The sequence below is a fragment of the Streptomyces physcomitrii genome (assembly GCF_012273655.1).
Taxonomy (GTDB): Bacteria; Actinomycetota; Actinomycetes; order Streptomycetales; family Streptomycetaceae; genus Streptomyces; species Streptomyces physcomitrii.
On sequence record NZ_JAAWWP010000007.1, the window covers coordinates 100036 to 116467 of the forward strand.

Annotated in this window: 13 protein-coding genes and 1 pseudogene; 11 read left to right on the plus strand and 3 right to left on the minus strand. The window is 66.3% G+C overall.

Annotated features, from left to right (window positions below; translation table 11 throughout):
* The first annotated feature begins 66 nt into the window (after positions 1–66).
* The 6 genes from HFV08_RS13665 (at position 67) to HFV08_RS13690 (ending at position 8083) form a co-directional block, all read left to right on the plus strand.
* The gene (locus HFV08_RS13665) at positions 67–1260 is read left to right on the plus strand and encodes a tyrosine-type recombinase/integrase (protein ID WP_107047648.1); all 1194 of its coding nucleotides are present in this window, start codon (positions 67–69) and stop codon (positions 1258–1260) included.
* The gene (locus tag HFV08_RS13670; RefSeq protein ID WP_168539264.1) at positions 1257–3863 is read left to right on the plus strand and encodes a tyrosine-type recombinase/integrase; all 2607 of its coding nucleotides are present in this window, start codon (positions 1257–1259) and stop codon (positions 3861–3863) included. The genes HFV08_RS13665 and HFV08_RS13670 overlap by 4 nt, the downstream gene beginning before the upstream one ends.
* Positions 3860–4462 carry a DUF6262 family protein gene (locus HFV08_RS13675; protein WP_030298381.1) on the plus strand — a complete coding sequence of 201 codons (603 nt, stop codon included), beginning with the start codon at positions 3860–3862 and terminating at the stop codon, positions 4460–4462. The genes HFV08_RS13670 and HFV08_RS13675 overlap by 4 nt, the downstream gene beginning before the upstream one ends.
* A gap of 237 nt (positions 4463–4699) precedes the next feature.
* Complete coding sequence (locus tag HFV08_RS13680) at positions 4700–5797, plus strand: ABC-three component system protein (protein ID WP_312885595.1); 1098 nt, start codon at positions 4700–4702, stop codon at positions 5795–5797.
* Complete coding sequence (locus HFV08_RS13685; protein ID WP_030298377.1) at positions 5794–6255, plus strand: ABC-three component system middle component 2; 462 nt, start codon at positions 5794–5796, stop codon at positions 6253–6255. Before HFV08_RS13680 ends, HFV08_RS13685 begins: the two co-directional genes overlap by 4 nt.
* A complete protein-coding gene (locus HFV08_RS13690; protein WP_168539266.1) occupies positions 6248–8083 on the plus strand; it encodes a hypothetical protein in 1836 nt (611 codons plus the stop codon). The genes HFV08_RS13685 and HFV08_RS13690 overlap by 8 nt, the downstream gene beginning before the upstream one ends.
* A 267-nt stretch (positions 8084–8350) precedes the next feature.
* Here the strand turns inward: HFV08_RS13690 and HFV08_RS32345 are convergent, their stop codons facing one another.
* A complete protein-coding gene (locus HFV08_RS32345; protein ID WP_312885622.1) occupies positions 8351–8650 on the minus strand; it encodes a UDP binding domain-containing protein in 300 nt (99 codons plus the stop codon).
* Between the two features lie 29 nt (positions 8651–8679).
* On the opposite strand from HFV08_RS32345, the gene HFV08_RS13700 reads away from it, so the two are divergent.
* Complete coding sequence (locus HFV08_RS13700) at positions 8680–9132, plus strand: hypothetical protein (RefSeq protein WP_168539268.1); 453 nt, start codon at positions 8680–8682, stop codon at positions 9130–9132.
* A gap of 227 nt (positions 9133–9359) precedes the next feature.
* On the opposite strand, the gene HFV08_RS13705 is transcribed toward HFV08_RS13700, so the two are convergent.
* Together HFV08_RS13705 and HFV08_RS13710 are read right to left on the minus strand one after the other, a co-directional pair.
* The gene (locus HFV08_RS13705) at positions 9360–10325 is read right to left on the minus strand and encodes a restriction endonuclease (RefSeq protein ID WP_168539270.1); all 966 of its coding nucleotides are present in this window, start codon (positions 10323–10325) and stop codon (positions 9360–9362) included.
* A gap of 168 nt (positions 10326–10493) precedes the next feature.
* Positions 10494–10772 carry a hypothetical protein gene (locus HFV08_RS13710; protein WP_246341721.1) on the minus strand — a complete coding sequence of 93 codons (279 nt, stop codon included), beginning with the start codon at positions 10770–10772 and terminating at the stop codon, positions 10494–10496.
* A 1645-nt stretch (positions 10773–12417) separates the two neighbouring features.
* Here HFV08_RS13710 and HFV08_RS31150 point away from each other — a divergent pair.
* From HFV08_RS31150 to whiG, 4 genes and pseudogenes are all read left to right on the plus strand, one after another.
* Positions 12418–12762, plus strand: coding sequence for a hypothetical protein (locus HFV08_RS31150; protein ID WP_210430259.1), 345 nt, complete (start codon positions 12418–12420; stop codon positions 12760–12762).
* 148 nt (positions 12763–12910) lie between these two features.
* Positions 12911–13555, plus strand: a pseudogene (locus HFV08_RS13715) (ATP-binding protein); the annotation flags it as partial.
* Positions 13552–14748 carry a DNA-processing protein DprA gene (gene dprA, locus HFV08_RS13720; protein WP_168539277.1) on the plus strand — a complete coding sequence of 399 codons (1197 nt, stop codon included), beginning with the start codon at positions 13552–13554 and terminating at the stop codon, positions 14746–14748. The pseudogene HFV08_RS13715 and the gene dprA, both read left to right, overlap by 4 nt.
* 594 nt (positions 14749–15342) lie before the next feature.
* A complete protein-coding gene (gene whiG / locus HFV08_RS13725) occupies positions 15343–16179 on the plus strand; it encodes an RNA polymerase sigma factor WhiG (protein WP_168539279.1) in 837 nt (278 codons plus the stop codon).
* The last annotated feature ends 253 nt before the right edge of the window (positions 16180–16432 follow it).

Sequence of the window (16432 nt, forward strand, 5' to 3'; positions counted from 1 at the left end):
CGTCAATCTTTAGCTACGGGTCTGCTTCTCTTCGTGCTGTACGGGACGACTCGGAGGGAAGCCCTGGTGAGAAGCAATCTGGTGCTGGAGGACCTGCGTGTTCAGAGGATCAGACGGGCTGGCGGCAGCTGGTCGTTCTCGATCCTCTGGCCGGACTACACGCCTGACGAGGAAGCCGAGAGCTACCTGCGTCTCTACGAGGGCTCGGGGTCCCAGGAGCCGTACGCGTACTACCTCGTCGATCACTTGAGGTGGCGCCTCCGCGAGAGTCTGACCACGGAGACGATCACGTTCCAGGATCTCCAGCGGTACCAGGGGGCTGTGGGTGCACTGGTGTCGATGCCGTACGGGCAGCCGTGGCGGTTGCCCCCGAAGCGTCCGTACGGCACTTCTGCCCTGTCGATCTCGGCGACGGTCCTGAAGAACTTTTACCTGCATCAGTGCGTGAAGCGAGACGTCAATCAGACCCTGCGCGAGGCTCTGGACGTTACTCGGCTGGCCACCAGGGCGGACCGCCGGAGGGCCTTCCTGGGGCATACGACGGCCTCTATGCCAGCGAATCCGCTGGCACCGGGGAAGGGCCCGGGGCGTCGGCATCCGAAGATGTTGCCTGACGGGGCCCGGTCGGACCTGCTGGCCTCGGTGAACACGGCTCGCGATGCGATGGTCGTGACCTGGCTCTCCGACTCGACCTTGAGGATCGGGGGTCTGACCGGCTTTCACTTGGTCGATTTGCACCTGCGTGAGGATGCGGCTTGCGGCGAGTGTAAGGGCCCGCACGTCCACGTCTGCCACCGCCACAACAACCCCAACCGGGCCAGGGCAAAGCGGAAGGAAGACTGGCGCCTGACCGAGGGGGTGATCTGCGGCGGTGAGATCTACCGGGCGAGCCCGGCCATGGTCAGCTCCTACTTCAAGTACATGACCACCGAGTACACAAAGCACGCTACGGGGCATGGCATGCTCCTCATCCAGCTGGCCGGCCCGGCCATCGGCGAGCCGTGGACCGCTGACGCTGCCCGCGGCATGCTGCGGAGGGCGGGACGGCGGGCCGAACTGCCGGGCCGCATCAAGCCGCACGCGTTCCGGCACACGACCACGTCGAAGGTCCTGGAAGCGGCGAAAGGCGACCCGCTCGTGGCCAAGGCCGTCGGCAACTGGTCATCCGCCGCCATGGTCGATGAGGTCTACGGCCACCCGGACCTGCACTCCCCGGAGTTCTCCGCGGCCCTGGCCGAGGTCTGGGGGGACACCGAATGAGGACCACGACGCACTCAGTCCTCTCGCTGCTGGTCACCCAACACGCGGCCACCCGCACGGTGACCGACCGCCTGGAGATCCTCCACGCGCTCATTGCCGGCCCCACCGTCGATCCCGTCTTTCGCGGAGACGTGCTTCAGATCCCCGCGGACCACCCCGCCTATGGATGGCGATGCAAGGTCGAGGACTGCCAGCGGAGCAAGGAAGGCAACTGGGACCTCTGCCACAGCCACCAGGACCAGTGGGCGGCCCACCGCGCGGACGGCTCCACCTACACCTCGTTTCTCGACATTGCAGAACCGCTCCAGACCCGGAGCTGGTCCGACCCCCGCCCCTGCCTGGTATGCCCGGACCTGCCAGCCGTCGGCCACATGGGTTTCTGCACCGTCCACGCGAAACGGTGGACCGGCTGGGAACGCTATGAACGCAAGAAAGGACGGCAACCGCACCTCGAGGACTGGCTACCCCGCCAGAGAGCGCTGCCCGGCATGGGCAAGTGCAGGGTGCTGGCCTGCAGCGAACTCGCCGACCCACACCCGCTCCGACTGTGTTTCCGGCACAGCACCTTCTACAACCGCCAGGGTCGGCCGGGTGACGCCAGGGTCCCTGACCGCAGGCATGGCGCCCAGCATGCTGGGCCGCACGGCCACGGATCGATCACCTACGGCAACGAGGCCGCGTTCAACCAGTGGTGCAGAACCGCTCCGGTCATCGTTCGCATGACGGGCACACTCTCCCTGCTCGGCTTGAGGCCGCTGGTGAAGGCCGAGCTCCAGTGGATCTTGTCTCACCATTCCCAGACCGTGATCGAAGGCGCCTACTGGCCGCTGCGGTTCATCCAGAGCATCGCGCAGTACTGCCGGGACCACGATGCGAGTTCCCTCACCGATCTCGACCTCGACGGCCTCGCGGACCACCACCAGAAGATTGTCAAGGCGATGCTCGGTGAACTGCGACTCGTCTACTTCAGCCGCCAGGACACCAAGCAGTCCGGGTTCTTCGAGACCGCCCACTACGGTGTGATCTTCCCCAACTGCAGCAGTCACTTCGACCTGACCGGCATCTCCCAGGCCTGGCTACGGGACATCCTCTGGGACTTCTACGACAACCTGATGCGGAACAAGCCGCCTAAGTCCCAGACCACGTTCAAGGCTATCCGGCGAGCCTGCACCGAACTCAGTGCCTACCTGAATGCGCAGGCACCGGCGGGGGGCAACGACCCCCGGCGGCTGACCGAGCAGCACATGCTGGACTTCGTCGCGGACCAGCGCCATCGGGCCCGCAACGGCCTGAAGCCCCTTGGTCTGCACACGGACCCCGGAGGTCGCGGCCGCACGCAGCCCCGTGTGACCCCGGATGCGGTCGGTCGGATCTTCACAGGGGTCCGTCGACTGCTCAGGTTCGGCATGGACGAGGGCCTCACCACCACAGTCAGCCTCGACCGCCGCTTCGTCACCGCCGTCCCGAACGGCGGAACCTCGCGCGGTGGCCGGCGCCAGCCGTTCTCCGACGAGGTCGCCCGCGCACTCGCCACCGACGACAACCTCAAACTCCTCGACCAGCACGATGTCGAAGACCGCGGCCTGCGAGACATCTGGGAGGCCTTGGTCTTCACCGGCCGCCGTGCGAACGAAATCATCAAACTCCGGCACGAGTGCCTCGGGCGGATCAACGGCCTGCCCGTGCTCTGGCACGACCAGACCAAAGTCGGGAATCTCGACGAGGGAATCCGCATCCCCGAACGGCTCGTCGAACGACTCCAAGTCCGCCAGGCCAAAACCGTCGAACGGTTCGTCGAACGGTTCGGCCGCAAGCCCACCCCGGAAGAGCGGACCCAAATCGCGCTCTTTCCCCGCCGCTCGACCAACCGCGCTGCCCTGCGCAGCGTCAGTTACGGCTTCTTCCAGACCGGCTTCTCCACCTGGGTCACCGAACTCGACATCCAAGGCGTCCCCCACCAAGCCCGCCACACCCTGGCCACCAAACTCCTCAAGGCTGGCGCGAACCTCTCCCACGTCAAGCGCTACCTCGGGCAGGTCTCCGAGGCCATGGCCGAGCATTACGCCCACATCGCCAACACCGACCCCAGATTGAACGAAGCCCTCAACACGCTCTGGGTCGCCGGACCCGGAGCCGCCGAGCCAGGCCTCCTCCTGTCGTCCGGCGAACCCATGACCCGTGAGCAGGCCGAAGCCCTGGCCGTCGACCTCACCCGCCGCTCCACCCCGGCCGAGGGCGGCTTCTGCACCTTCCAGCCCGTCGTCGACGGCAACGCCTGCCCCTGGAACATGGACTGCCACAACTGCGACAAGTTCGTCCTCTCTGGCGCCGACCTCGTCTACTGGCACCGCAAGCGAGAGCAATGGCGCATGATCGCCGAGGGGGCGCCTGACACGAAGACCGCGGACTACCTCCACGACCTCTTCGAGCCCACAGCCCTCGCGATCAGCGGCCTGGAGAAGGCTCTAGCAGCCGTCGGTCTCCTCGACGAGGCCCTCGAGCTGGACCTCCGCCGGCCGCAGGACTACTTCGGTCGGGTCTGGGCCACAGCGTTCCGAGCACAGGAACTCGCCCTTCACCAAGACGAAGGAGAGCCCGCATGAGGCCCTCGAACACGGCGGCGGCCATCGCCGCCCGCCGCACACAGACCAAAGAGAAGCTGGACCGCGTTGCCACCGCCATTGGCCAGCTTCGACGCGACTGCGGCCGGCTGACCGTCCGCGCCATCGCTGAGCGCGCCGGCGTGTCCTCCACGTTCCTGTACGAGAACCCGGACGCTCGCGCACTCGTCCAAAACGCCGTCACCGACAGCCGCAGCCGACGTGCCGCCGCTGGCCACGCCGAACACGAACGCATCGAAGCAACCTGGCGCGAGCGGGCCCTGAACGCCGAAGCCGAACTCACCCGCACCCAGAAAGAGGTCCTGGCCCAGCGGCAACGGATCGGCGAGCTCATGGGGCAGATCCGCGACTTCGACCAGATGGTCCCCGGTGAGTCGGTTCAGCACCTGATCAGCGAGAACACCACCTTCAAGCACCGAGTTCAGCAACTGACCCAGGAACATCGCAAGCTCCAGGAACGACTCGAAGGCGCACGTTCCAACCTTCGATTCTCGGACAAGCGCATCGCCGCCCTCGAAGCAGAGCTGTTGGAAGTGCGCCCTCCCTCACCTGGGGGAGCGGAGGTTCAGCAGTTGCGCTGATGTGGACTGTCGGTTGCGGGGGCCAGAATGCTCCGTATGGGTGAAGAGGTTGGACCGTCGGTTCGCTGCGGCGGTGCCGCCTCTCTCGACTTGCTCAGCACCTGGGCCTGCGGGTTGGGCGCTCTGCATCGTCACCTTCGGTATCTCGAAGGTCGCTCTTCTGTGAGCGATCAATCGGTGATATTTCTAGTCGCAGCCGCTGTGACGGACACCGACCGGGCTGCACGAGGGGGGAACGTGTCGGATCAGACACTGACGCCACAAAACGGTCCCGCTGAACCGTCGCTGGTGCTCAAGGGCCCGGGTATGCAGTTTCCGTACATGCCGAGCCCCAAGGCGCTCGTTTTCGGGTACGACCCGAACGAGTTTGAGGAGTTCGTCAAGGAGTGGGTGCCGGCTCTTCGAGCGGAGTATGTGCGGGTTGAGCGGCAAGGCGGCAGCGGAGACCACGGCATCGACGTGGCCGCGTTCCGCAGCACGCAGGGTCTGGAGGGGCCGTGGGACAACTACCAGTGCAAGCGCTACAAGAACGCCTTGAACTGGAGCACAGCCGCGGGTGAGATCCGCAAGATGTTCGCCGGTGTGGTGCTTGGGCATTTCGTCCTGCCCACCCAGTACGTCTTCGTCGCGCCGGCGTTCGCCCGCGGTCTGCGCGATGCCCTGGCGAAGCCCGCTCAGACTCGTGCGAAATTCCTTACGGAACTGACCAACACGAACGATGAGATCATCACCCGGCTCACGGCCGATCAGCAGGGTGAAGTGGCCCGGATGGCCGAGCAGACAGACTTCGCGATGTTCGTGCCTGTCGACATGGATCAGATGCTTGAGCAGCACAAGACCACCCCGCATTGGGTTACGCGGTTCCCTGACGTACAGCGCGAGCGCCCCGCCGTCATGCTGCCTCCGGACGACCATGGTCCCGAGGAGGCCCGCTACGTTCAGCAGCTTGTGCGGGTCTACGCCGAGCGGTGGAAGGCCGACGCCGACTCTCTGGAACTGATCGCACAGCACCCCACGGCCGGCGATCACATGCGTCGACAGCGCGAGGCGTTCTACAGCGCCGAGTCGTTGCGCCGCTTCGCCCGGGATGCATACCCCGACGGACACTTCAATGCGGTCATGGACGACGTCCACACGATTGCGGTAGAGGTGGGCGACAAGCGCTTCGAACTCGGCTGGGACCGCCTGCAGGCGGTCCTGGAGGCCGCCGGTGTCATGGCGCTGACGGAGACAGTTCTTGCCCGGTACGTGAGGCCCCTGGACCGCAAGGGGGTATGCCATCACCTGGCGAACGAAGGCCGACTGAACTGGTGTGAGGAAGGAGGGGCCGCATGAACCCGCTCAATAGCCCGCTGGAGATCAGCGTGCGAGCCCTGGTGCTCCTGGCAGAGATCCACCCCGAGCCCCTCGACCTGGCACAGCTGGCCCTCCTTGACCACGCCGTCCTCCACAGCGGCGACCTCGACGGCCCTCCCTCCCTGCACCCTTCCTTGCCCGGGCACTCCGGTGAGCTGGGCATGAAGCGCACCGTGCTGGAACAAGCGCTGCTGGTCCTCATTCGTGCCGGGCTCGCCGGCGTCGAGGCCGACGAGACGGGATTGGTGTACCGAGCCACCGAACGCGGGCCCGCTTTCGTCGACATCCTTGAGGCCCCCTACGTGGGGCGGCTGCGCGAGCGCGCCGAGTGGGTCGTGCACCACTGGGCTCCCGACACCGACGTAAGACAGGCCACTGCAGAACTCATCAGTGGCTCCCTGTCCGCATCCGCGACATTCGAGGGCCGCCGTGAGTGAACTGCAGCTGACCCATCTCACCTACTGCGGACCCAACCTCCCCCCGGCGCAGATCGTCTTCGGCCCGGAGCTGACCGTCATCTATGGCACCTCCGACACCGGCAAGTCGTTCATCGTGAAATCGATCGAATACATGCTGGGTGGCACCGACCTGGCGATGGTCCCCGAAGGCGACGGCTACACACAGATCCTTTTGGGTCTGCTCATGCCGGATGGCAGCCCGCTGACGCTACTGCGAGCCCCTGACAGCAACAGCATCTTCCTCTACCGCGCGGATCTACGTGATCTTGTGATGGCCACGCCGGATGCGTCGGTTACAGCGGTCCACAACGCTCGCAGCCGCAACAGCCTCTCCATCCATCTTCTGCGCGCGCTCGGCTTGGACGAGGTCCTGATCCGCAAGAATGAAGCTGGCGGTACCCGCCCCCTCGCGCTGTCCGACTTGCTGCACCTGTCGCTAGTCACCGAGAAGCGCATGATCGGTGACGTCCCGCCGGTGCTACGTACCGGGACCGCCAGCACTCGGACCGCGGAGCTGTCCGTCATGCGATTCCTGATCACCGGAGAAGGCGACCCGGCCGTGGACACCGGCCTGAATGCCGGGCAACGCCGTGTCCACAAGGGCCAGGTACAACTGTTGGATCAGCTTGTCCTCGACCTGTCGGCCAAGCTCGTTACGCAGGAGAACGAGCGCCAGCTCCGCGACCGGCTCATCCGGATCCGCACCGCGCTGGACCAGCAGTCCGCACCACTGCGCCAGGTCAACGAATCCCACCGCGAAGCGGTCGACTCCCGCATGGAAACCGCCCGGGAACTGGCTGCCCTAGATGAGCGGCTGACCGAGGTCAGTGACCTGCTGGGCCGCTTCAAGCTGTTGGAGGCCCAGTACCGCTCAGACCTGGAACGGCTGGCCATGGTCAACGAAGCCGGCAGCATCCTCGGATACTTCAAGGTCGGCACTTGCCCGTTCTGCGGCGCCGAACGCGAGCACCAGCAGGCCAACCACCGGGTGGAGGAAACCACCCAGCTTCACATTGCCGTCCAGGCAGAGGCAGCTAAGACGACCGCGCTACTTGCCGACCTACTGCCCACCATCGCCGACCTTGACGGCGAGCAGACAGCTCTGATCAGCCGCCGGGTGGAGGCGCAGTCCGACATCGGCGTGTGGGACCAGATCATCGCCGACCTGGAAGGCGGCATCGCCGCGCTGCGCTCCAATGTCGAAGAGCTGGTCGAGGAGCGCTCCGTCGTCGAGCGGGAACTGGAGCTGCAGACTCGCATCGCGGAGCTCGACGACAAGAAATCCCGCCTGGTCGGTGAGGGGGCCGTTGCCACCACACGCCCGACCCAGCACATCCCGACCGCGACAGTGGGAGCCTTCGACTCCATCCTCCAGCAGACCCTCAACGCCTGGCAGGTACCGGCGGCTGACCACGCCGAATACGACCAGTACTACGCAGAGATCCGTGCGGGCGGCCGCAAGCGGATAGAACGCGGCAAGGGGATGCGCTCGGTCCTGCACTCGGCGTTCACCACCGCGCTGGCTCGCTTCTGCATGGACCGGGACTTGCACCATCTCGGCTTCGTCGTCTTGGACTCACCTGTGGTCACCTTCCGCGACCCGGAACCCGACGACATCGACGATGTGGAGCTGACCTCCACCGTCGTGGACCGGTTCTACAAGGACATGCTGTCCTTCCCCGGCCAGGCCATCATCATGGAAAACGGCGACCCTCCCACCAAGGTGCTCTCCGAAGCCGTCACCTACCACTTCACTGGAACGGCGAGCGGCGGCAGAGCGGGCTTCTTCCCCGCGTCCATGCGTTAGCAGCGAGCCAGAGGGGGTCTAACCAGGACATGGTCAGGTTCAGGGGCGGCCGAGAATTTGGGGCGCCCGGCCAGTCGGTAGGGGACGTCTTGTCTGCGAGTTGCCTGAGATGGCCGTAGGCGGGCACCTTCTCGGTCCTTGCCGCGCCGGTTTCTCGGCTTTACCTGGAATTCAGCCCCTTCCGCCCCTGTCGGCCTGCGGCGAATGACGAACACTGGGCCGTGACCAGCGCGAATGCCTGGTCACGGCCCCGTGGTGGTGAGGGGCTCAGGGGCGGCCGAGCGTTCGGGACATCCAGCCGGCTTCGCGCCACTGGTCGGTGTCGAGGGTGCCGCGGGCATCGATGATCTTGGGAGTGGTGGTGCGGGTGGCGAGTCGCTCCGGGTCGATGGTGGCGAAGTGGTGCCACTCGGTGAGGTGGAGGAGGAGGTCCGCGTCATCGACGGCGGCGATGGGGTCTTCGACGTAGTCGAGTTCGGGGTGGAGCTTGCGGGCGTTGTCGAGGGCCTTGGGGTCGGCAGGTCGCCTTCCTCGGCGAGGTGCGATATCGGGTAATCGCCTGACAATCGAGGGTCAGGTCCGGTAGGTCTAGGCGGGTGAGCACCTCCGCCGATCCCCCTGGGGACAACGACCAGGCCACCCCCGAGGACGGCGGGCCCGCCTCCTTCGCCGAAACCACGAGGAACTGGTACGAAAAGCACAAGCCGAAGATCCGCGCCGTCGGCGCCGTGGGCCTTGCCGTCGTCATAGGGGTCGCGGTCGTGATTGCTAATCTCCCCGACGGGGAGGACAACGAGGTCATTGAGGATTCCGAGCCAGCATCCGCCCTTGAAACCATAGACGAGCCTCGTCGATCCCCCAGCGCCTATGACGTTGACGGCTTTCTTCGGAAGCTCCCCGAGGGTCAGCGTGCTAGCGAGGCCAAGCAGGCCAGGTACCAGGAGGAGATGGGGGAAGAGCTTCCTCCTGGCTACACCTTCGTCGATCCGTGGTCCTTCTCGGGCGACTCCGCCGAGCAAGATGGAGAACCCGATCAATCCGCGGCCTGACTTCCCGGGCAGGTGCTGTCGCGCGGTGATCATCCTGTGCAGCGCCGACGGATGCCTTGCCGGTCGTTCGGGTCGCCACTGATCTGCGCGTGTTGTGAGCGCAAACCGTAGCGCCCCGCACCTCCGGGAGCGGGGAACACGGGCCCGATAATCGCAGCAGCCAGCTTTGGCTAACGGACGTGTCTCACGCGACGGCAGCGAGCGTGACGGTCTCCGTGACTTCCGGTTCAGAAGTCAGTTCCCAAAAGCGCCAAAGGGAGCCGCTCGATGGTTGCTTGCCGGGCCTTCTCCCGAACCCAGTTGGCGATTTCCTCTTCCCGCTCGAGCAGGAGGGCGACTTCCCGGAGTTCACCCAGCATCACGACGCGATGGGTCAAGAAGTCCCTACAGGCCGCTACTGCTGGCTTCGTGAAACCTGAAGCTGAGATGAACAGGCCACGTGCCTCAGCTCGACTCATGATGCGAACAAGCTGGCGGCTCATCGGTTCGATGTCTACGGGCTTGCCCCACCACTTCACTTCCACGATGTATTGCTTGCCGTCGATCTCGATCACGCCGTCGATCTGCTCATGGGTCACGCCCTCCTCGTCCCTGATCGCGAACGCGTCTCGGATCGAAACCCCGTCGGTCTTGAACAGGTCGTTCAGGAGTACTTCGAGTCCGGCACCTCGGGCGTACGGGTCTTCCTCCTTGAAGAGGGCAGCGAGCCGATTCCTTAGGTCGCTGAACCGTTCGCGCCGGGCCGCGGCCTTATTTCGTGCGGCTTGCTGTGTCGCCAACCGGTCCTGGCGCTCTGTGTCGCGCTCGTGCTGCATCCTCGTGAAGGAGTCTTTGGTGTTCACCACCCTGCGGATTTGCGCTACCAGGCCTTCCGCCTTCAGCTGGTCTTCGGGCCAACAGGATGAGAAGTTCTCGAACTCCGTCACGCGCTTCAGGAGAGCCCGGCGAACCCCAAGTGCGGTGTCACCCTGCTCGTTGAGATGCCCGAGCACCGATCGAACAATCTTGAACTTATTGACCTTGGCTGGCTCGCTCGCCAGCAGTGCCTGGTGCGGTGCCAGCAACTGCTCGCTGACGCCTGCTCCTCGGAGGAAGGTGATCACGCCTTCCTTGCTCCGAATGAGGCGAGGCACGGTTTCGATCATGAGTTCCAGCAGCTCCGGCGGCCAGTGGTAGGCGTCGTCATGCCTCATTCAGCACCCCCTGCAGTGTCTACGTCTGCTCGTCGCCCCGAACGCCGGCACCCAGAGTCCACGGCTGAGGGCAATTCTCTGCGTTCACATAGCCTGAGGCGGCGTTTTCCCTCAACTGATCGTCCTGTGCAGTACGCGGAACGCTGCCTGCCTGTAAGGACAGGGTGATCAGGAGGGCATGGCGGCCAGATGGCGATAGATCCCGTTCCGGATGAACGGCGGGATCGTGAGGATGTGGAGGTAGTCGGGGGCGAAGAACTGGAGCTTGACGCCCTCCGCGAGAAGGAGGTCGCTCTCGTCTCCATCCCATGAGGCCGCGAAGAAGGTCACGATCTGCCCGGAGCCGCGATGGTCGGTGATCTCAAACAGCTCGGTCAGGTTCTCGAGGATCAGCCCCACTACACCCACCTTGCCAAGACTGACCCGGGCTTCGAAGACGCCCTGCAAGCGGTGTGGGTAGGCGGACCCGGGACAACCGAACCCGGCATCCTTCTCTCCGGCCGCGAGCCGACGACCCGCGAGCAAGCCCTGGCCCTAGCCATCGACACATCCCGCAGGTCCACCCCCGCTGAGGGCGGATTCTGCACTTGCCAGCCCGTCGTCGATGGAGATGCCTGCCCCTGGAACCTCAACTGCCACGACTGCGGCAAGTTCGTTCTGTCAGGCGTCGAACTTGTCTATTGGCACCGCAAGCGGGAACAGTGGCGAAGGTTCGCTGAGCGAGCCCCCGACAGCAATACTGCCGGCTACCTCCACGAAGGCTGCGAACCCACCGCTCGCGCCATCGATGGACTGGAGAAGCCATGGAAGCACTGGGCTTGCCTGACCAGGCTCTGGCCCTCGACCTAAGCCGGCCACAGGACTACTTCGGACTGGTCTGGAGCACGGCGTTCCGGGCCCGGGAACTTGCCTTGCATGAGACTGGAGGGGGGCCGTCATGAGACCCGACTCCACCGCGGCAGCGATCGCCGCTCGGCAACGTCAGACCACGCAGAAGCTTACGCAGGTCGAGACAACCATTGGGCAGCTGTGACGCGAGCGTGGACGTCTGGCAGTCAGGGCGATCGCCGAGCGGGCTGCAGTCTCCGCAACGTTTCTCTGCGACAACGCCGATGCTCGCGCACTCGTGAAGCCCGCTGTTGCCGACAGCCAGAGCCGACACAACCGCGAAAGCAGGCAGAAGCACGATCAAGTCGAAGCGAGCTGGCGCGAGCGCGCATTGAATGCTGAGGAAGAGCTGGGTCGAATGCAGAAGGAGGTCTACAGCCAACGTCAGCGGGTTGGCGAGCTGATGGGCCGGCTCCGGATCTCAACCAGATGGTGCCTGGCGAGGCTGTCCAGGCTCCGACCAGCGAGGACACCACTTTCAAGCATCGGCTTCATCAGCTCACCCAGGAGCATCACAAGCTCTAGGAGCGGCTCGAGGGGCCCGTTCAAACAGCCGGTTCGCTGATCGCAGGCTTGCCGACTTAGAGACCCAACTGCTGGCTCACTCTGCCTCACGCAATCAGAACTCAAGAGAAGCTGCGGCCGAGCCAAGCTCACCGGCCAGAGGACAGTGAGGGAAACGTGCAGGTCAGAGGCTTGGCGGTCAGGCGGTGAGTGCGTATCACGCGTACTTCTGGCTGCGCCTCGGATGGGCACTGAAGAACGCGCATACTGGGCGCTCAGCCCGCAGGCGTCGTGCCTGGTCAGATGGCTGCCAGAGCGGACATTCGAGACATTGCTTGCGTGCAATATCTCGTTGGTCTTAGACTCTTGGCCAACGCGTAAAGAGGGTCTCTCTGCGTTGGAGTCAAAGAGATTCGCGATGCCTGTCTCAAAGCCTGAACGCTGGTCACCCGGGGCAAGGGAAAGTCCCAGCGGTCAGGCTGAAAACTGAAGATGCAGAACCCTGCAGCGCCCTACCGGAGATTCATGGAGGGCGCTACAGTCTTTGCCCAATCTTGACCAGCGTTCACGTGTGGCGGACGCGCTTGATTTCCGCCCCGCGAGCCCCTCTAAATTTCCTGTGACCGCCCGGTGACTGCATGTGCCCCGGGTGACCGTGCGGTCGTGCAATACGCAACAGGTGAACGCGAAAGGCTTCAACGTGAAACTCTTCGATGCGGGTGGAACCACCCGGATCCCTCCCGCCTACATCGCCGGGAGCGTGCTCGTCACCACCGCCGGTGTCGTGTCGCTCATGGAGGCCGGGACCAGCTCGGCCGTCGCGGCGGGCGCGACGATCGTGACCGTGGGCGCCATCGGCGTGACCCACGCGGCGATCCGTGGTGCCAAGACCGCGGCCCGCACGATCAAGGCCCGGATCACCTCTTGGATCCGGGCCGTGGCGAACTCGAAGGACCGCTCCGCCCCGTCCGGTCTCGGGGGTGAGGTCGTCGAGCTGCTTCGGCAGGGCCCGGAGATCGCCCCCGAGCCTGGGCACGAGGGCTGACTCAGACGTGTCGGTGGGGCGGGGTGTGGTCCCCGTCCCACCGGCGCGCCGGTATGCGTGGACGCGGCCACAGCCCCGTCACGGACATGTCCGTGACGCAAACCCGCAGGCCAACTACCTGAATGAAGCTGGAGTGGTCGGAAAAGACGATGAGGCACCCGAATTCAGCGGACACGCCCTCGACGCCCTGCGCCAGCCCCTCGAATCCGGCCATGTGGTCATCGCCCGGGCCGCCGGAGTCGTCCGCCTCCCCGCCAAATTCCTGATGATGCTCGCCGCCAACCCCTGCCCCTGCGGCCGCCGCAGCAGCGGACCCCACTCCGCCTGCGAATGCCCGGCCGCCGCGGTACGCCGCTACCAGGCACGCCTGTCCGGGCCCCTCCTCGACCGCGTCGACCTCAGAGTCGAGGTACGGCCCGTCACCCGCGCCGAACTCGTGGGCACCGGCACCCGCGGCGAGACCAGCGCCACCGTCGCCGCCCGCGTCCTGGCCGCCCGCGAACGCGCCGCCGCCCGGCTCGCCCACACTCCCTGGCGCACCAACAGCGACGTACCGGGCCATGAGATGCGCACCCACTGGCCACCCGCCACCGGCGCCATGCACCGAGCCGAGGCCCAACTGGAGAGCGGCACTCTCACCGCCCGCGGACTCGACCGCGTCCTGCGCGTCGCCTGGACCGTGGCCGACCTCGCCGGACACGACCGGCCGACCGAGCAGGACGTGGCCCTCGCCCTCCACCTGCGCACCGGCATTCCGCAGGGCGTCCCCATGGCGATCGGAGCGGACGCATGACCACCCCCGAGCCGGAGCGCGAGGCCCGCGCCCTGCTCACCCGCGTCATCGAACCGGGCGACGAGACCGGCGGCCGGTGGATCCGCCGCTTCGGCCCCTGCGAGGTCGCCGAACGCCTCAGCAGACGCGCCCACCCCCTCCCCGGAGTCACCGGGACCCGCTGGGAAGGGCTCTGCAGACGCGCCGTCCACGCGAACCCGCGCCAGGACCTCGCCGCCGCCCACCGGGCCGGGGCCCGGCTGGTCTGCCCCGGCGACAGCGAATGGCCCGCCCAGCTCGACGATCTCGGCGACACCCGCCCCCTCGCGCTCTGGGTCCGCGGCAGCCCCTTCCTACGGCTGTGGGCCCTGAAATCCGTCGCCCTCGTCGGTGCCCGGGCCTGCACCGAATACGGCGCCCACCTCGCCGCCGGACTGGCGAGCGGGCTCACCGAACGCGGCTGGGTCGTCGTCTCCGGCGGCGCCTACGGCATCGACGGCGCCGCCCACCGCGGAGCCCTCGCCGCACGGGGCGCCACCGCCGCCGTCCTCGCCGGCGGCGTCGACCAGGCCTACCCCCGCGGCCACGCCGAACTCCTCAGCCGCATCGCCGAGCAAGGACTCCTCCTCAGCGAACTCCCACCCGGTGACCATCCCACCGCCAGCCGCTTCATCCTGCGCAACAGAGTCATCGCCGCCCTCACCCGGGGCACCGTCGTCGTCGAAGCGGCCCACCGCAGCGGCGCTCTGGCGACCGCCCGCAGCGCACAGCGCCTGGGCCGCGCGACCATAGGAGTGCCCGGCCCGGTCACCAGTGCCCTCAGCGCCGGAGTGCACGAACTCCTGCGCGGCGAGGCCACCCTGGTCACCGACGCCGCGGAGATCATCGAACTCGTCGGCGGCATCGGCGAACTGGCACCGGAGCGCCGGGGGCCCGTCGTCCCCCGCGATCTGCTCGCCCCGCAGACAGCCCGGGTACTCGCGGCCCTGCCCGGCCGCGGAACCGCCACCGTCGAGCACATCGCCCACGGCGCGGCCACCACCAACGACGAGGCCACCACCCGGCTTTACGAACTCCGCTCGCTCGGCTTCGCCGAACGGACCGCCGACGGATGGCAGTTGACCGGTCCGACGCGCACCGGCCATCTCGCCCCCACTCTGCCGGGGAGCGAGACGGTGACTTCGGGCACCGGCATAGCCGATCCGGCCGGGTAGACGTACGAGTTGGGCCCGATTGGGCGCCGGGGTCGACGTATTGGTGGGGGCAGGGCGAAGAGGGCAACCACCGAGTGGATCAAGGCCTCGTACGTGCGCACCTCCACGAGTGGGAGGCGCCGTCAGCGGACGTCATCGGTGCCGCCCGAACAGTGCCGACGTCGCGGGCAGTTGACACGCCGAGCGGAGTCGGAGCCCTCCGGGGCGGCGAACTGCCCATGACGGAGTGTGATCCGCCATCCGGATGAACACCGACTCCCTTGGAAATCCGGGCAGTTGATCCACCCTGATGATCACCCATGGTGACCGGCGTCGCTCCGGAGGGCCCACAGAGGAACGTATCTGCGTACCCCGAGCTGCTCCCACCTCGCACAAAGCAACCTCCCAGTCACGCTACGCTCACGACCATTCGGCACGACAATCAGGCAAGACGCCATCCGACCGGCGGCACCTAGGGGGTGTCTGCACAGTCCCGCACGGCGCCCATGGCGCCCGGCGCGCACGCACCGAATACCGCGGACACCACGCAGGACTGTGCAGACACCCCCAGCACCCACATCAGCGAGTTCACGGCAGAACGGCACAAGGCGAGGAATGCCCCAGCACACCTCCGGCTCCGAACGGGCGGCAGCCCCACCCGCTGCCCGCTCCGGCGTGCAGCCCCCGGGCCCCGCCACGCTCGACGAACTGTGGCGGACATACAAGGCTACGGGTGACGGACGGCTGCGCGAACAGCTGATCCTGCACTACTCGCCGCTGGTCAAGTACGTCGCCGGACGGGTCAGTGTGGGGCTGCCGTCCAATGTCGAACAGGCCGACTTCGTCTCCTCCGGGGTCTTCGGTCTCATCGACGCCATCGAGAAGTTCGACCTGGACCGGTCCATCAAGTTCGAGACGTACGCGATCACCCGGATCCGCGGAGCCATGATCGACGAACTCCGCGCTCTCGACTGGATCCCCCGATCCGTACGGCAGAAGGCGCGCAACGTCGAACGCGCCTACGCCACCCTCGAAGCCCAGCTCCGGCGCACCCCCTCCGAGAGCGAAGTCGCCGAGGAGATGGACGTCACCCTCGACGAACTCCACTCCGTGTTCAGCCAGCTCTCGCTCGCGAACGTCGTCGCACTCGAGGAACTCCTCAATGTCGGCGCCGAAGGCGGTGGGCGGCTCAGCCTGATGGACACCTTGGAGGACACGACCGCCGACAACCCCGTCGAAGTCGCCGAGGACCGCGAACTGCGCCAACTGCTCGCGCGCGCCATCAACACGCTCCCCGAACGCGAGAAGACCGTGGTCACCCTCTACTACTACGAGGGCCTCACCCTCGCCGACATCGGCACCGTCCTCGGCGTCACGGAGAGCCGGGTGAGCCAGATCCACAGCAAGTCGGTACTCCAGTTGCGCGCCAAGTTGGCGAGCTTCGGGCGCTGATCGGGTCCAGGTGTCGGTTGCCGGTCTGCCAGGCTGCGGGTGCCGGGCCGTTGGATGCTGAAGTGCCGGATTCATTAGGGTTCTGGTCAGTCGGACAGGCGGTCCGTGAGTGGGGGAAGGCAGTCGACTGCTTCCGGATTCGCTCTGTTCGGATGCTCTGCCGAGGCACGGGGATGTGCTGTTTGCCCGGTCGTGGTCTCCCGAAGAGCAGCCCCGATCCGTAAGGTGGACGGGTGCCAAGGATTCGAGCGGC